Genomic DNA, 14,820 nt, shown 5'->3' on the forward strand with positions numbered 1-14,820 from the left:
TTGCGGCTCTCCGCCATCGATTGCGGGCCGATTCCCGGCTTTGTCAGGATTGCGGCTGGGTGCCGTCAGGCGGTGCAGTGCCGGTCGCGACGGCCCCGGTCAACGCTGCGACGAGCTGGGCACGGGACTGCACCCCGAAGGTGCGGTAGATGTGGGTCAACCGCAGCTCGACGGTGCGCACCGAGACGAAGAGCTCCTGGGCGATCTCCCGGTTGCGGTGGCCCTTGATGACCCGGATCGCCACGTCGCGCTCGTCGGAGGACAGCTGGTCGAGGAGCTGGTTGTCGCCGCTGGCCGCAGCGACCACAGTGTCAGGAGGATCGGCGTGCGCCGCCCATGCGTCGGCGCCGGACGCCTCGAAGGCCGCGACGGCGGCCATCCGGGTCAGGCGGCTCTCGACAGCCATCCCGAGCTCGGCCTGGCGGTTGGCGAGGCAGCGCAGCGTTCGGCCGAGCTCGTATGGCAGCTCGTCGCGCTCGAACTCCTTGACGGCTGATTCGAAGAGCGCGAGAGACGGCCGGCCGCTCTCGACCAAGGCCCGACACCGCAGCAGGGCGAGCTCTCCCCACCTCGAGCGATGGACCGACAGGCGCCGTTCCAGCGCCGTCACGGTGGCCGCCGCCTCCTGCACACGACCAGTGGCGATGCAGGCCTCGGTGTAGTCCGCCCAGTGACGCAGCAGCGTGGGGTTGCGGAACCTGGTCGACGCCGCGCTGACCTGTCGCAGGACCATGACCGCCGCATCGGCGTCTCCGGTGCGCAACCGCAGCGCTCCCCGAAGCGCAAGAGCGCGTGCACGGAGCGCCTGGCACGCCTCGGCAGACGCCAGCTCGAGGCACGTGTCGATGAACTCCTCGGCGGCCGTGTCGTCGCCGATCGAGCTCGCGTACCAGGCCTGGATGTAGGCGAATGCCGACGTGCCACGAGTCAGTGAGGGCGCCGTCGCCCCCCACGTGTCCACGGCCGCCCGGGCCAGACGGAACTCGCCCGAAGCGATCTCGTTGCGGATCGTCCCGTACGTGGCGAGGTCCTTGCGGAGCCCGTCGCGGCTCGACGGGTGATTGGCGACCACGGTGAAGAGCTGGCGGGCCTCCTGGTAGGCCTCGCGCACGGTCATGGCGCGGCCGCGGAGGAGGAGCAGGTCCGGGTCGATCGCCATGGAGTCGGCGTCCAGGTCGGTCGACGTGGGTGCGGACTCGATCGCCGTGCCGTCGAGGCCGTCGACGATGTCGCGCATCGCCGTCAGCTTGAGCCGGGTGGACTCGGCCACGTGGTCGGCGAGCATCAGGCCCTGGTTGGTGAGCTTGCGAGCCTCCTCGATCTCCCAGCGCTCCGCACGATAGGCAGCTCCGAGGCAGAGCATGCTGCACGCCCCCTCTGGGTTGGCCTCGGCATGCAGGTCCGCGAGGGTGAGCAGCTCGTCGTTGACGACATGTCGCCTGCGGAACAGGTGGGACATGAGCCTGATGTTCAAGATGTCCATCGACTGCTCAGGCGTCGTGGTGCCGGACCTCGTCTGGGCGCCGTAGCGATCCGCCAGCCCCAACAGGCCGTCCCTCAGCAAGCGGTTGCAGAGCAGGATGAGGAGCGTCGCGTGCTCCTCGATGCGCTCGGCGCGGCCCAGCGCTCGCTCGGTGAACTCGACGGCGGCGCAGGTGCGCGCCTCGTCGATGAACGAGACGGCTGCGCTCAGCAGCTGGTCGACGCTCTGCGGTCCGCGTTCGGCCGAGCCGAGGTGCCAGGTCGCCAGGCGTTCGTCGAGACCGACGTACGCCTTGGCCAGGTTGGCGTGGTGCTCCCGGCGTGACCGAGAACCCTGGTCCCAGTAGAACCGGCTGCGCAGGCGGTCATCGGTGAAGGTGAGGTAGGAGGCACGGCGCTTGAGCACGCCGGAGTCGATGAGGTCCTCCACGTCATCAGTGGCATCGGGAATGACCGCACTGATCGCCGTGGCGTGGGCCATCGGCGACAGCGCAACGAGCTCGAGGATGTCGTGAGCTGCGCTGCTCAACCGGCTCAGAGTGTCGGTCGTGACCTGTTCGATCGTCGGTGTCGGGCGCGGCGGGAGCAGCAGCGGGGCCGTACCGCTGAGCTGGTCGTCGTGCAGTCGGCCGACCTGCTCGGACATGATCCTCGGGTTGCCCCCCGAGTAGCTCGCCAGGATCCGCATCGTCGGTTCGTCGTGGTCGTGCGTGCCGGCGACGACGTGAACGAGCTCGCTGCCGGTCAGCGGTGCGAGTCGGGAGGTCGAGAAACCCGCGACGGTCTCCTTCGACTCGACACTCGTTGCGGTGGCGACGAGCCACAGCGACGTGCCCGCCATGTGCGAGGCGATCGTGCCGAGCACGGTGCGACTCGCGCTGTCCATGCGGTCGAGGTCGTCGATCAGCACGACCGTGGGCGGCAGGTCGAGCCCGCGGATCAAGGCAAGGAGATCGTGGCCGGCAGCGAAGAGGCCTGCGGGCTCTTCGGAGCGCAGCGAGAAGTAGCGGTGGAACTCGGTCGCCGGCGCCTGGCTGAGGGCGGCGAACATGGAGGCGAAGCCGGCCAGCGGGAATCGCGACTCGGCGGGGTGGACACGCACGAGCACGGAAGGGGTTGCCGGGTTGGCATGTGCTCGTTCGAGCAGGTGCGTCTTGCCCGCGCCGTGCTCTCCGAGCAGCAGCAGGGCAGTCTCTTCCCCCGACTGGGGAAGCGACTCTATCGTCGCGAGGAGATCAATTCGACTGATCGACTCCATGCGTCGTCGCTCCTCACGCCTTGGTCCCCTGGCATCACGGCTACGCCGACTGTGATCGGCGCGCACATCCCCTGGATTGACTGCATCCGTTGTCCTGTCTGCTTGAGGCTCGTCAGCGGTTGTGCCGCTCAGAACCTGTCAATTCACGCAATGGTCACTATTAGTTGTGAGAGACGACATACATCTTCGTGACGCAATCTTGATGCAAAAGGTTGTATCATTCGAGGTTTTTCCGCAAAGAGATGTGCTTCGTGGGGCGAGTCTGTGTGCCCGCTGTGCGCCTGGATCATCGCTCTGGTCCTTTCGAGTCATAAATCTGCGGTTCGGACGTCTCCTTCATGCGAACGACCTACCCTGAAATCGGGAGACGAGGCCCAACGAGAGGCAATGCAGTGATCACCGTGATGTGGAAGACCGCCGATGGTGAGACGGGTGAGGTCCTGCTCGACGGCGACGCCAAGTGGACGTTCGGCCGCACCGGCGGGGCAGAAGACCTGACGGTGTCGGTCGACAACCCGGCGGTCAGCCGTACGGCTCTCGTGATCCGCGACGCAGGACCGGGGCCCGTCGTGTTCCGCGGACAGACCGACAACGGCGCCAAGGTCGCCCTCGTCAGTGTCATCGGCTCGATCACGTGGCTCGACGAAGGCACTGCCGGCAACCTGACGGCGGAGGAGAACCGGGTCGAGTTCTCGATCAACGACGAGGTCCTCGTGACGATCGACGTCGAGTTCGAGCAGCGCGGCAGCGTCGTCGAGCGCCAGCAGTCCGCCGGGGCCTGACCCCCCGGTCGCGAAGCCGAGAGAAAGCACGCTCGCTACCCTCGAACCATGTCGTTCGTCTCCGGCCTGCCCAAGGCAGAGCTCCACGTCCACCACGTCGGTTCGGCCTCGATGCGCACCGTCGCCGAGCTGGCCGAGCGGCACGCCGGCAGCACCACGGTCCCGACCGACCCGGAGGCCCTAGCCCGCTTCTTCACGTTCACCGACTTCGCCCATTTCATCGAGGTCTACCTCTCGGTCGTCGACCTCCTCCGCACGCCCGAGGACCTGTGGACACTGACGTACGACGTGGCGCGTGACCTGGCGGGGCAGAACGTTCGCTATGTCGAGTTGACCTGTACCCCCTACACCTCCATCGCAATCGGGATCAGCGCCGAGGCGTACTGCGAGGCGTTGGAGGACGCGCGCCGCCGCGCTGAGGCCGACTTCGGGCTCACGATGCGCTGGTGCTTCGACATCCCCGGTGAGTCCGGCCTGCCGTCGGCCGAGGTCACGCTCGACACCGCGTTGCGTCTGCAGCCCGACGGACTCGTGAGCTTCGGTCTCGGCGGCCCCGAGATCGGCGTGGGGCGCGAGCAGTTCAAGCCGTACTTCCAGCAGGCCAACGCGGCCGGGCTGCACAGCGTCCCGCACGCCGGTGAGTCGACGGGTCCCGAGACGATCTGGGACTCGATCAACCACCTCGGCGCCGAGCGCATCGGGCACGGCATCGCGGCGGCACAGGACCCGGCGCTCATGGCGTACCTCGCCGAGCACCAGATTGCCCTCGAGGTGTGCCCGACGTCCAACGTCTGCACCCGGTCGGTGCCCTCGCTCGCCGAGCACCCGCTGCCCGCGCTGGTCGCTGCCGGCGTGCCGGTGACGATCAACTCCGACGATCCCCCGATGTTCTCGACGACGCTCAATCACGAGTACGAGGTCGCCGCCGAGCTGCTCGGGCTCGACGACGACGGCGTCGCCGACCTGGCGCGCGCGTCCGTACGGTCATCGTTCGCCGACGACGCGACCAAGGCCGCGATCCTCACGGAGATCGACGCCTACGCCGCTGGCGCCTGACCCCCTTTCCCCGGAAGGGTTGACGGGTGCATCACCTCGTGGTTGTCTATAACCATCAAGTTACATAACGGATTGGTTATTGAATGACCGACGACCAGCTCGACCTCGTGTTCGGCGCCCTCGCCGACCGCACGCGCCGCGCCATCCTGGCCAGGCTCGCGCAGGAGGACGCCAACGTGGGAGACCTCACGGCGCTCTTCACGATGTCGCAACCGGCGATCTCCAAGCACCTCAAGGTGCTCGAGCAGGCCGGACTGATCTCGCGCAACCGGCAGGGGACCATGCGCCTCAGCCACCTCGAGGCCGCGCCCCTCAGGGACGCCACCGGATGGCTGGCCGACTACCGGGCGTACTGGACCGAGAGCTACGCGCGACTCGATGAGCTGCTCGAGTCACTCAACGAGAACAAGGAGTAGGACGATGGACACGACGGACACCCTCACGATCACAGCCGTACCGGGCACGCAGAACATCGAGATGACTCGCGAGTTCGACGCCACCCGCGAGCAGCTCCTGAAGGCCCACATGGACCCGGAGCTCTTCGCCCAGTGGGTCGGGCCGCACGGGTACCAGATGGTCATCACGCGGTTCGAGCCGCACCACGGCGGCGCCTACGCGTTCGAGCACCGCAACCCCGAGGGCGATGAATTCGCCTTCCGCGGTGTCTTCCACGGTGAGCCGAGCGTCGAGGGCTTCAGCCAGACCTTCGAGTTCATGGGCGCGCCGGGAGAGGTGTTCTATGAGACCTTCACGTTCGAGGACCTCGGCAACCGCCGCACGCTCTTGCGCGCTGTCTCGGTCGCGCCGTCGGTCGAGGTGCGCGACTCGATGGTCAGCTCGATGGAGACGGGTGTGCGCGACGGCTACGAAAAGCTCGACGCAGCCCTGGCGAACCTCTGACAGCTACCCGTCCCCAGTCTTTGGGCAGTTGTGCACCGATCGCCGGAGCAGATCCGTACGCAAGTGCCGAAAACTGGGGACGTTGGGTCCTCGCTGACTCAGATCGCGGTGGCGGGTGCGGGAGCCAGTGGCACGCGTACGAGGAGCACGCCGGGCTGGACCTCGGCAGTGATCTCCTGGCCCTCCCCCACCGGATCGCCGTCGAGCTGCATCGGCATCATCTTCTCGGCCTTGATGTGCACCTTGTGGCCGGTGAGCCGGTCGAGCCGCTCGTTCGTACGCTTCTGGCGACCGATGACGCGCACGATGATCGCGAGCCAGCCGATGAAGCGCTTGGGCGCGAGCACGACGACATCGAGGCGTCCGTCGTCGATCTGGGCGTCGGGCAGCAGCGGGATGCCGCCTTGCAGGAAGCCGACGTTGCCGACGACGACCGTGCGAGCGCGGAACTTCTTGAACTCACCGTCGTCGACCGAGATCTGCACCTTCATCGCCGGGAAGCGGGCTGCCTTGACCCCGCTGACGAAGTAGGCGAGCCAGCCGACCTTGGCCTTGAGCTGGTCATTCACGCCGGTCATGATCGCGGCGTCCATGCCGAGGCCGGCCATGACGAGGAACGTGGTGTTGGTGCCGGAGTCGGTCTTGAGCGTCGACAGGTCGATCGCCCGATCCTGGCCGCCGAACACGACGTCGAGCGCGTCGCGGGTGTTGAGCGGGATCGACAGGTTGCGGGCCAGCAGGTTGCCGGTGCCGTGCGGGAGGATGCCGACGGCCACGCCGGTGCGGGCGACCTCTTCGCAGACCGCGCGGACCGTGCCGTCGCCGCCGGCCGCGACGATGAGGTCGACGTCAGCACGCAGTGCTGCACTGGCCTGGCCGTGGCCCGGGTCCTCGATCGTCGTCTCGAACCAGAGCGGTTCCTTCCAGCCGTCACGCTGGGCCACCAGTCGCACGCGCTCCTTGAACGCCTCGACATCGGCGATCTTGGACGGGTTGAGCACGACGGCGGCTCGCTTGCGGCCGGTGCCGGTCAGGGCCGCGAGCTCGTGCGGCAGCCGGGCGGCGTCGGTGACCAGCAGGATCCACAGGCCCAGCGCGACGGCGGTGCCGAAGCTGAGGCCCGCGACGACGTCGCTGAGGTAGTGCACGCCGAGGAAGATGCGGCTCGCGCCGACGCCCACGCCGATCAGGGCGAGGAGCGTGATGATGATGCGGCGCTTCCAGCCGCGACCCGTCAGCACGATCGTCAGCAGGATCGCGACGGTGACCAGCATCCCGGAACCTGACGAGTGCCCGCTGGGGAACGAGTAGCCGCCGATCTCGTGGAGCGGCTCGTCGAAGACCGGGCGCTGTCGCTCGTACGCGAGCTTGATCAGTGCGTTGCCGGCGATCGCGACGACACCGCTGGCGACGATCCAGATCGCGACGCGACGCTCGTGGCGCCACAGGGCGTACGCCGCGAGCAGCGCCAGGACGATGCCGGCGCCGAGGTTGCTGAACACGACGGCGACGACCTCGAGGAAGTCGACGAAGCTGCCGTGGCGGGACGCATAGTCGTACGCATCGCGGGCGACGTCGTGGTCGAGGTCGGTGATCGCGTCGGCTCCCATGCCGATGCAGATCGCGAGGATCGCGAACAGCGCCGTGGGGACGGCGAGGACCCACGGGAGGATGGACCGGCGCGCAGGCGCGGCGCGGCGCAGATCGAACGACAAGCTTTCCTCCTCAGGGGTCGACCCAGCCTAATGGACTGATTTGGGAGCGCGAGCCGGGCGATAGGCTGAGGCAGTGATCGACGCCCGAATCCTGCGACAAGACCCCGACTCCGTACGCGCCGCTCAGCGTCGCCGCGGTGAGCCCACCGAGCTGGTCGACGAGCTGATCGTCGCGGACGAGCAGCGGCGCTCGACGATCTCCGCGTACGAGGCGGTCCGCGGCGAGCAGAAGAACCTCGGCAAGCTGATCCCCAAGGCGCAGGGCGACGAGAAGCAGGAGCTGCTCGCCCGCGCCAAGGAGCTCAGCCAGCAGGTCAAGGACACCGAGGCCGCCCAGATCGATGCGGCCGAGACGTTCGACCGGCTCATCAAGTCGCTGCCCAACCTGGCCTCCCCCGACGCCCCCGAGGGTGGCGAAGAGGACTTCGTCGTGCTCGAGACCGTCGGCACCCCGCGCGACTTCGCGGCCGAGGGCTTCGAGCCCCGCGACCACCTCGAGCTCGGCCAGCTGCTCGGCGCGATCGACTCCGAGCGTGGCGTCAAGGTCAGCGGCTCGCGGTTCTACTTCCTCACCGGAGTCGGCGCGCAGCTCGAGCTGGCGCTGACGCAGCTCGCGATGAGCAAGGCAGCAGAGTGGGGCTTCACCCCGATGATCCCGCCCGCACTCGTCAAGCCCAGCGCGATGGAGGGCACCGGCTATCTCGGCCAGGGTGCGGCAGACGACGTCTACTACCTGGAGAAGGACGACCTCTACCTCGTCGGCACGTCCGAGGTCGCCCTCGCGGCCTATCACTCCGACGAGATCCTCGAGGCCGAGTCGCTGCCGCGCCGCTATGCGGCCTTCAGCCCCTGCTATCGCCGCGAGGCCGGCTCGTACGGCAAGGACACCCGCGGCATCTTCCGCGTGCACTGGTTCGACAAGGTCGAGATGTTCGTCTACACGACGCTCGAGGAGTCCTACGCCGAGCACCAGCGCATCCTCGGCTGGGAGAAGGCCTGGCTCGACGCACTCGAGCTGCCCTACCGCGTCATCGACGTGGCGTCGGGCGACCTCGGCCTGTCGGCGATCCGCAAGTTCGACTGCGAGGCGTGGATCCCCACCCAGGGCAAGTACCGCGAGGTCTCCTCGGCCTCCAACACCACCGAGTTTCAGGCCCGCCGTCTCGACATCCGCGTACGCGGCGAGGAGGGCACCACGCCGGCGGCGACGCTCAACGGCACGCTGTGCGCCATGACGCGCACGATCATCGCGCTGCTCGAGAACGGTCAGCAGGAAGACGGCTCCGTACGCCTTCCGGCGGCGCTACACCCCCTGCTGGGCGAGGTCCTGAGGCCCCTCGCGTGACCGAGCGCCAGCGAGGGAACCATCGGACACTCACGGCGCTGCCGTCGTATCGTTGGCTCTTCTTGGCGGTAGCGCCGTGACCTGGAAGCCCCGGCTGATCGCGCTCGACGTCGACGGCACGCTGGTCGACGGCGAGAACGTCATGTCCGAGGCCGTACGTTCCGCGGTGCACGCCGTGCGTGAAGCCGGCATCGAGACCGTCATCGCCACCGGTCGCGGTGTGCCCGGGGTCATGGACGCCGCCGACAACCTGCGGTTCACCGAGGGCTACGGCGTGGCGAGCAATGGCGCCGTCACGTTCCGCTACGACCCCGAGGTCGAGCTGCTCGACGTCGTGACCTTCGACGCCAGCGAGGCCGTACGGCGGGTCCTCGAGCACATGCCGGAGGCGCTCGTCGCGGTCGAGGAGGTCGGGATCGGCTTCCGGCTCAACAAGCCGTTCCCCGACAACGAGATCCTGGGGCAGTTCGTCGTCGAGGACGTCGAGTCGCTGATCGCCGAGCCGGTCGCCCGCGTCGTCATCCGGTCGGCCGAGCACAGTCGCGACGAGTTCACCGCGATCGTCAGGGACCTGGGCCTGACCGGCACCAACTACTACATCGGCTACTCCGCGTGGCTCGACCTCGCGCCCGAGGGGGTCTCCAAGGCCTCGGGCCTGGAGTACCTCTGCGGCAAGCTGGGCATCGAACGGTCCGAGGTGCTGGCGGTCGGTGACGGCAACAACGACCTCGAGATGATCGAGTGGGCCGGCCGCGGCGTGGCGATGGGTCAGGCACCCGACGACGTCAAGGCCGTGGCCGACGCCATCGTGGGCACGATCGACGAGGACGGCCTGGTCGCCGAGCTCAGCAAGTACGTCTAGCCCTGCAGGAAGCTGAGCCGCACCTCGCGGTCGGGGTTGTCGACGTTGGTGTCGACGAGGCACACCGACTGCCAGGTGCCGAGCTGGAGCCGTCCGCCCAGGACCGGCACGGTCATCGACGGGGCCAGGAACGCCGGGACGACGTGATCGCGGCCGTGGCCTGGCGTGCCGTGCTGGTGGACCCAGCGGTTGTCGCGCGGCAGCAGGTCGTCGAGCGCGGTCAGCAGGTCGCCGTCGCTGCCGGCACCGGTCTCGATGATCGCCACGCCTGCGGTGGCGTGCGGCACGAACACGTGCAGCAGCCCGTCCTGCTCGTCGCGGACGAATGCCGAGCACTCCGAGGTCAGGTCGTGGACGACCGAGCGCCCACCCGAACGAACAGAGATCGTCTCACTACGCATACAGACGATCGTTGCACGAGAACGGGGATGAGCCCGATGGTGGTCAGCTGGCGTCGGTCACTGATCCGGGCGAGTCGTGGAGATGCCGTTCCGATCGAGAACCTCGAGTGCGGCTGCGACGGCTTGCTCCGGATCGAGCCTCGGAGAGGCGACGATCAGCGTGCCGCCGCTCGCCTTGATGAACTCGACCCCGTCGACGGCAGCGACCGGGGAACCCAGCTCGCTGCCCACCCACGTGACCTGTCCGACGAACGGTGCCCAAGCTCCCCGGCCCTTTGACGCCATGGTCGCCCGCTCGTCCCGCACTGATGCGGAGGTCGGCGACCATGCCTCGGTGAACACCCGGAAGAGCGCAACGATGTCGTCGTGGCGAGGGCCTCCCGTGAGGAAGAGGGTGAAGCGATTGGCCGGTACGCGTCGGCCAGGAACGCCACGGCCAGCCTTCACCGTGAGGCCGACGCCGAGTCGGCCCTGCTTCGAGACCGACATCGAATATCCGTCCTCGGGGACCGGGTCGCCATGGTCGTCGCGGCTCATGTGTGCGGCGACAAACGGCTCCAGGTCGACGGAGGGGTCGATCGGCTCGCCATCGGGCGTGACCCACGTTCCACCTGCACCGAGCTGGTCGATGCCGTCGAGCGCGCGCTTCAACCGCACGGCGAGCTGGGTCGACGACTCTGCGCGAGTGTCCCAGACCCCTACGGCCATCGGGCTGGGGTCTGTCCAGAGCGGCTTCATGACTGCCGCTCACTTTAGGCGATCGGGCCGCGCCAGCTCAGGCGACCTTGCTGGACTCCAGCTCGTCGAACATGTCCAGCACGGCGTCGACCGACGGCAGGCTCGGCGCCGAGGGGGCGACCGCGTCCTCACGCTTCTGCTCGCGAGCGCGACGCAGGTGGCGCTTGATCGTCGAGGTCGAGCAGCCCAGCCGGTCGGCGAGCTGGTGGCAGGTGTCCTTGGGGTACGCCTGGCGCGCCGTCATGACGGCCTCGTGGCTCACCGGTCCCCCGCCGACGCGGGCCGCGCCGTACGCCACGGTCGTCGGCTCATGGATCTCGATGCCGAGCCGGCGCCGGATGCTGAGCCGGTCACTCTCGGTCGTACAGGCGACGTAGCCCGAGACGTCCATCTCGACGACTGCCCGGTAGAGGCACTCGACCATGAGGGGGCAACCCGCGCACTGCCGGTGCGCCGTCGCTCGTTTGACTGTCAGCTTCTCCCACTCGGCGGCGGTGATGTCGGTCCGCGCTGGTGGTGAGTGCAACAGCTCGTCCTGATAGACCTCCGGCACGAATGCGCACGGAGGTGTCGTTGTGTCGACCACGATGGTCATGGGCTCCCTCTTCCCAATCGAGAACCGAGGCGGCGACACTCCTGCGCCGTTCTCCGTTCACATCGTGGACAACTCTAGAGGTACATGCCCCCTGAGCCACCATTTTCGCCCGACGTTTCCGAATCTTCACCTTTGGTGTCGTTTGGACCCGGTAGAGCCAGCCTCATGTTCTGGAACTGCGCCTGCGCCTGCACCTGCTGGGCGTAGAGGGCGGCCTGGATGCCGTGGAAGAGGCCCTCGAGCCAGCCGACGAGCTGGGCCTGGGCGATGCGGAGCTCGCCCTCGCTGGGCGTCTCCCCGTCGAACGGCAGGCTCAACCGCTCGAGCTCCTCGATCAGCTCAGGAGCGAGGCCGTCCTCGAGCTCCTTGATCGACTGGAGGTGGATGTCGCGCAGGCGTACGCGGCTCGCCTCGTCGAGCGGGGCTGCCTTCACCTCGTCGAGGAGCTGGCGGATCATCCCGCCGATGCGCATGACCTTGGCGGGTTGCTCCACCAGGTCTCCGAGCGGCGTGGTGTGCGCCGAAGGAGTGACGGCCGTGCCGTCGGGACCGATGATCTCGGGCGATTGCTCAGTCATTTCTCCAGCCTATCCAGCCGATGATCGAGCCGCCGATCTGGAACGTGACGACCGTCTCTTGAACGGGGTTGCCATGGTGGGAGAGATGCCCCGAACCCGTGATCGCCGACTCGACCTGCTCAAGGGACTCCTCATCGCCGGCGTCGTGCTGGGCCACTTCCTCGAGACCTCCGGTGGCCAGGCCCCGGGCGCGCTCTACTCGGGATGGCACCACGAGCCGCAGCGATGGATCCTGACGTTCCTCTACCTGTTCCACATGCCGCTGTTCGTGTTCCTCGCGGGCGTCACGGCACGTCCGCGCCGGCTGGCTCACCGTCTGGTCGAGATGGTGGGTCTGTACGTCGTGCTCCAGACGACGTACGTCGCGCTGCGGTTCGGCGTGGCCGACCTGAGCGTGGAACGCCTGCTCCATCCGACGTACGCGTTGTGGTTCCTGCTCGCGATGGGGTGGTGGCTCATCGCGCTGCCGTTCGTCGCGCGCCTCGGTGCGTACGCGTTGCCGGCCGCGACAGCCGTGGCGGTCCTCGCGGTGCTGCTGCCCTACCCGGACGGCGACCTGGTCGCCTGGTCGCGTGCGCTCTGCTACCTGCCGTTCTTCGTCGCCGGACACCTGTACGGCACGGGCGCCCTCCGGCGTACGGCCGAGACCTCGACGATCGTCATGGCGTCGGCGGCCGCCTGTTTGGTGACCGTGACGACGGTCGTGGTCCGCACGGGCCTCGATCCGCGCTGGATCCGCGGCGCCGACACCGCCGTGTCGATGGGCGTGACGGGTCCTGAGGCGATCGCGTTCCGGGTGCTGTGCCTCGCCCTCGCGACCCTGTGCGGCGCGTGCATCCTCGCCGTCGTGCCCTCCCGGCTCCGCCACATGGAGGGGCTGGGTCGTCGCAGCCTGGCCGTCTACGCGTTGCACATCCCGGTCGTCTTCGTGCTGCAGGACACCTTCCAGGGCGCAGGCGTCGCTCAGGTCGAGGCGACGCTGCTGGCCCTGGCGGTCACGGTCGTCGTGCTCCGGGTGCTCGCACACCCGTTCTTCGACCGCGCCATCCGGCGTACGACCTCGACGATGGCTCAGGTCGCGTTGCCGCCACCGCTGCTGCAGGCCGGCGAGCGCGTCGTCGAGCGGGTCAAGGTCAAGGCGTGAGCAGGACCTTGCCGATGTGGCTCGACTCCTCGAGCACCTGGTGCGCCTGACGTACGTCGTCCAGTGCGTACGTCGCGTGGATGATGGGCCGCACCGTGCCGTCGGAGATCAGCGGCCAGACCTGGGCGACCATCGCTGACACGATCGCCGCCTTCTCGGACGACGGACGGGCGCGCAGCGTCGTCGCCATGACCGCTGCGCGCTTGGACATCAGCGCGCCGAGGTTGAGCTCGGCCTTGACGCCACCCTGCAGGCCGATCACGACGAGGCGTCCGGCGGTCGACAGCACCGAGACGTTCGCCTCGAGGTACTTCGCGCCGATGATGTCGAGGATGACGTCGGCGGTGACGCCGGCCGCCTTCATCTCGGCGGCGAAGTCCTGCTTCTTGTAGTCGATCACCACGTCGGCACCGAGCTCTCGGCAGAAGTCGCCCTTCTCCTTCGAGCCGACCGTGACGATCACGCGGGCACCGAAGGCCTTGGCCAGCTGGATCGCCATCGTGCCGATCCCGCTGCCGCCGCCGTGGATGAGCAGGGTCTCGCCGTGCTGCAGCTTGCCCATCATGAAGACGTTGGACCAGACCGTGGCGGCGACCTCCATCAGCCCGCCGGCGTCGACCAGCGAGATGCCCAGCGGCACCGTCGCCACCTGCCCGGCGGGCACCGTGACGTACTCGGCGTAGCCGCCACCCGCCAGCAGCGCCACGACATGTGTGCCGGGCGGCAGGTCGGTGACTCCCTCGCCGACGGCGACGATGTCGCCGGAGCACTCGAGCCCGAGGACGTCGGAGACTCCCGCCGGTGGCGGGTAGAGGCCCTGGCGCTGCAGCAGGTCTGAGCGGTTGAGGCCGGCCGCAGCGACGCGGATCAGCACCTCACCCGGCCCTGGCTCGGGCTGGGGCAGGTCGACGACCTCGAGGACTTCGACGCCTCCTGGCTTGGGAGCGATGACGGCGCGCATCCCCGCAGGTTAGCCGCCCGGTGCCCTCCGCGCTCCCCTCACCTCTAGCATTTCTCCCATGAGCCGCGTGGACGTGCGCTTCGCATCGGGACCGGGCTGGTGCGCCGGCTGGTGGTACGAGCCGGAGTCCGGCAATGCCCCAGGCCCGGTCGTGATCATGGGACACGGCCTCGGTGGCGTGAAGGCGATGCGCCTCGATGCGTACGCCGAACGCTTCGTCGCCGAGGGCTATCGCGTGCTGGTGTTCGACTACCGGCACTTCGGTGACAGCGACGGCGAGCCTCGCGACCTGCTCGACATCCAGCGACAGCTCGACGACTGGGCCGCGGCGATGCACCACGTCCGCTCGCTCCCGCAGGTCGACCGCAAGCGGATCGTGCTGTGGGGCACGTCGTTCGGCGGCGGCCACGTGATTGAGGCAGCGAGCCGCGACGGGGGCGTCGCCGCGATCATCTCGCAGTGCCCGTTCACCGACGGGTTCGCCTCGTTGCGCACGATCGGCTTGCGGAGCCTCGTGAAGCTGACCGTCCTCGGCGTACGCGACGCTTTGCGCGGATTCCGTGGCCGCCGTCCGGTACGCATCGCAGTGGCCGGGCGTCGTGGGGACGCCGCGCTGATGACCGCGCCGGACGTGCTCGACGGCTATGCGGCGCTCGTCCCGGAGGGCCAGGCGCAGCCGGGCAAGGTTCCGGCGCGGGTGGCCCTGCGGATCCCGCTCTACTATCCCGGGCGCGCGGCCGCCTCGTTGGAGTGCCCCGCACTGTTCTGCGTCGCGATGAAGGACAGCGTCGCCCCGTCCCGGTCGACCATCTGGCACGTACGCAAGGCGCGGCACGGCCGGATCAAGCGCTATCGAACGGGCCACTTCGACCTCTACGTCGAGCCATGGTTCGACGAGGTGGTCTCCGACCAGATCGACTTCCTGCGCGAGAACGTCCCGGTCTCTCGACACGCTCCTTGAGCCTGTCGAAAGGCGGGAGCCCCGACCTCGCACCGCCCTCAG

At 68.4% G+C, this 14,820-nt stretch carries 15 protein-coding genes; 8 read left to right on the forward strand and 7 right to left on the reverse strand.

The window, feature by feature from the left end; all coding sequences use genetic code 11:
- Positions 1-43 precede the first annotated feature (43 nt).
- Positions 44-2,740 carry a LuxR family transcriptional regulator gene (locus BOSE46_RS20800; protein WP_159542357.1) on the reverse strand — a complete coding sequence of 899 codons (2,697 nt, stop codon included), beginning with the start codon at positions 2,738-2,740 and terminating at the stop codon, positions 44-46.
- Positions 2,741-3,132: 392 nt separating this feature from the next.
- Between BOSE46_RS20800 and BOSE46_RS20805 the strand changes: the two genes are divergently transcribed.
- The 4 genes from BOSE46_RS20805 (at position 3,133) to BOSE46_RS20820 (ending at position 5,478) form a co-directional block, all read left to right on the forward strand.
- Positions 3,133-3,522 (forward strand): hypothetical protein, encoded by a 390-nt coding sequence (locus BOSE46_RS20805; protein WP_159542359.1) that lies wholly within the window; start codon positions 3,133-3,135, stop codon positions 3,520-3,522.
- 48 nt (positions 3,523-3,570) lie between these two features.
- Positions 3,571-4,578 (forward strand): adenosine deaminase, encoded by a 1,008-nt coding sequence (locus tag BOSE46_RS20810; RefSeq protein WP_159542361.1) that lies wholly within the window; start codon positions 3,571-3,573, stop codon positions 4,576-4,578.
- An 83-nt stretch (positions 4,579-4,661) separates the two neighbouring features.
- On the forward strand, positions 4,662-4,994 hold the full coding sequence (locus BOSE46_RS20815; RefSeq protein ID WP_159542363.1) for a helix-turn-helix transcriptional regulator: 333 nt from the start codon (positions 4,662-4,664) through the stop codon (positions 4,992-4,994).
- Between the two features lie 4 nt (positions 4,995-4,998).
- Complete coding sequence (locus BOSE46_RS20820; RefSeq protein ID WP_159542365.1) at positions 4,999-5,478, forward strand: SRPBCC domain-containing protein; 480 nt, start codon at positions 4,999-5,001, stop codon at positions 5,476-5,478.
- 98 nt (positions 5,479-5,576) lie between these two features.
- On the opposite strand, the gene BOSE46_RS20825 is transcribed toward BOSE46_RS20820, so the two are convergent.
- Positions 5,577-7,193, reverse strand: a complete 1,617-nt coding sequence (locus BOSE46_RS20825) for a phosphatase PAP2 family protein (RefSeq protein WP_159542367.1) — start codon at positions 7,191-7,193, stop codon at positions 5,577-5,579.
- A 73-nt stretch (positions 7,194-7,266) separates the two neighbouring features.
- Between BOSE46_RS20825 and serS the strand changes: the two genes are divergently transcribed.
- Both serS and BOSE46_RS20835 read left to right on the forward strand, forming a co-directional pair.
- On the forward strand, positions 7,267-8,538 hold the full coding sequence (serS, locus tag BOSE46_RS20830; protein ID WP_159542369.1) for a serine--tRNA ligase: 1,272 nt from the start codon (positions 7,267-7,269) through the stop codon (positions 8,536-8,538).
- A gap of 76 nt (positions 8,539-8,614) precedes the next feature.
- Positions 8,615-9,400, forward strand: coding sequence for an HAD family hydrolase (locus BOSE46_RS20835; protein WP_159542371.1), 786 nt, complete (start codon positions 8,615-8,617; stop codon positions 9,398-9,400).
- Here the strand turns inward: BOSE46_RS20835 and BOSE46_RS20840 are convergent.
- The 4 genes from BOSE46_RS20840 to BOSE46_RS20855 form a co-directional block, all read right to left on the reverse strand.
- Positions 9,397-9,801 carry a secondary thiamine-phosphate synthase enzyme YjbQ gene (locus BOSE46_RS20840; protein WP_159542373.1) on the reverse strand — a complete coding sequence of 135 codons (405 nt, stop codon included), beginning with the start codon at positions 9,799-9,801 and terminating at the stop codon, positions 9,397-9,399. The two genes, BOSE46_RS20835 and BOSE46_RS20840, sit on opposite strands and share 4 nt — an antisense overlap.
- Positions 9,802-9,858: 57 nt before the next feature.
- On the reverse strand, positions 9,859-10,539 hold the full coding sequence (locus BOSE46_RS20845; protein WP_159542375.1) for a hypothetical protein: 681 nt from the start codon (positions 10,537-10,539) through the stop codon (positions 9,859-9,861).
- Between the two features lie 37 nt (positions 10,540-10,576).
- The gene (locus BOSE46_RS20850; protein ID WP_159542377.1) at positions 10,577-11,134 is read right to left on the reverse strand and encodes a WhiB family transcriptional regulator; all 558 of its coding nucleotides are present in this window, start codon (positions 11,132-11,134) and stop codon (positions 10,577-10,579) included.
- A gap of 74 nt (positions 11,135-11,208) precedes the next feature.
- Positions 11,209-11,712: a bacterial proteasome activator family protein gene (locus tag BOSE46_RS20855; RefSeq protein WP_159542379.1), complete on the reverse strand. Its 504-nt coding sequence runs from the start codon at positions 11,710-11,712 to the stop codon at positions 11,209-11,211.
- Between the two features lie 85 nt (positions 11,713-11,797).
- Between BOSE46_RS20855 and BOSE46_RS20860 the strand changes: the two genes are divergently transcribed.
- The gene (locus BOSE46_RS20860) at positions 11,798-12,856 is read left to right on the forward strand and encodes an acyltransferase family protein (protein ID WP_159542381.1); all 1,059 of its coding nucleotides are present in this window, start codon (positions 11,798-11,800) and stop codon (positions 12,854-12,856) included.
- Here the strand turns inward: BOSE46_RS20860 and BOSE46_RS20865 are convergent.
- On the reverse strand, positions 12,846-13,817 hold the full coding sequence (locus tag BOSE46_RS20865; protein WP_159542383.1) for an NAD(P)H-quinone oxidoreductase: 972 nt from the start codon (positions 13,815-13,817) through the stop codon (positions 12,846-12,848). The two genes, BOSE46_RS20860 and BOSE46_RS20865, sit on opposite strands and share 11 nt — an antisense overlap.
- Positions 13,818-13,875: 58 nt before the next feature.
- Here BOSE46_RS20865 and BOSE46_RS20870 point away from each other — a divergent pair, with 58 nt between their 5' ends.
- Positions 13,876-14,778, forward strand: a complete 903-nt coding sequence (locus tag BOSE46_RS20870; RefSeq protein ID WP_159542385.1) for an alpha/beta hydrolase — start codon at positions 13,876-13,878, stop codon at positions 14,776-14,778.
- The last annotated feature ends 42 nt before the right edge of the window (positions 14,779-14,820 follow it).

The organism is Aeromicrobium sp. 9AM, from assembly GCF_902506105.1.
Lineage (GTDB): Bacteria > Actinomycetota > Actinomycetes > Propionibacteriales > Nocardioidaceae > Aeromicrobium.

Bases quoted from the DNA above. Each gene is read 5' to 3' on its own strand.
- BOSE46_RS20800 (WP_159542357.1), bottom strand. From the start codon at position 2,740: ATGGAGTCGATCAGTCGAATTGATCTCCTCGCGACGATAGAGTCGCTT.
- BOSE46_RS20850 (WP_159542377.1), bottom strand. From the start codon at position 11,134: ATGACCATCGTGGTCGACACAACGACACCTCCGTGCGCATTCGTGCCG.
- BOSE46_RS20870 (WP_159542385.1), top strand. From the start codon at position 13,876: ATGAGCCGCGTGGACGTGCGCTTCGCATCGGGACCGGGCTGGTGCGCC.
- BOSE46_RS20845 (WP_159542375.1), bottom strand. From the start codon at position 10,539: ATGAAGCCGCTCTGGACAGACCCCAGCCCGATGGCCGTAGGGGTCTGG.
- BOSE46_RS20810 (WP_159542361.1), top strand. From the start codon at position 3,571: ATGTCGTTCGTCTCCGGCCTGCCCAAGGCAGAGCTCCACGTCCACCAC.
- BOSE46_RS20815 (WP_159542363.1), top strand. From the start codon at position 4,662: ATGACCGACGACCAGCTCGACCTCGTGTTCGGCGCCCTCGCCGACCGC.
- BOSE46_RS20865 (WP_159542383.1), bottom strand. From the start codon at position 13,817: ATGCGCGCCGTCATCGCTCCCAAGCCAGGAGGCGTCGAAGTCCTCGAG.
- BOSE46_RS20840 (WP_159542373.1), bottom strand. From the start codon at position 9,801: ATGCGTAGTGAGACGATCTCTGTTCGTTCGGGTGGGCGCTCGGTCGTC.
- BOSE46_RS20820 (WP_159542365.1), top strand. From the start codon at position 4,999: ATGGACACGACGGACACCCTCACGATCACAGCCGTACCGGGCACGCAG.
- BOSE46_RS20855 (WP_159542379.1), bottom strand. From the start codon at position 11,712: ATGACTGAGCAATCGCCCGAGATCATCGGTCCCGACGGCACGGCCGTC.
- BOSE46_RS20860 (WP_159542381.1), top strand. From the start codon at position 11,798: ATGCCCCGAACCCGTGATCGCCGACTCGACCTGCTCAAGGGACTCCTC.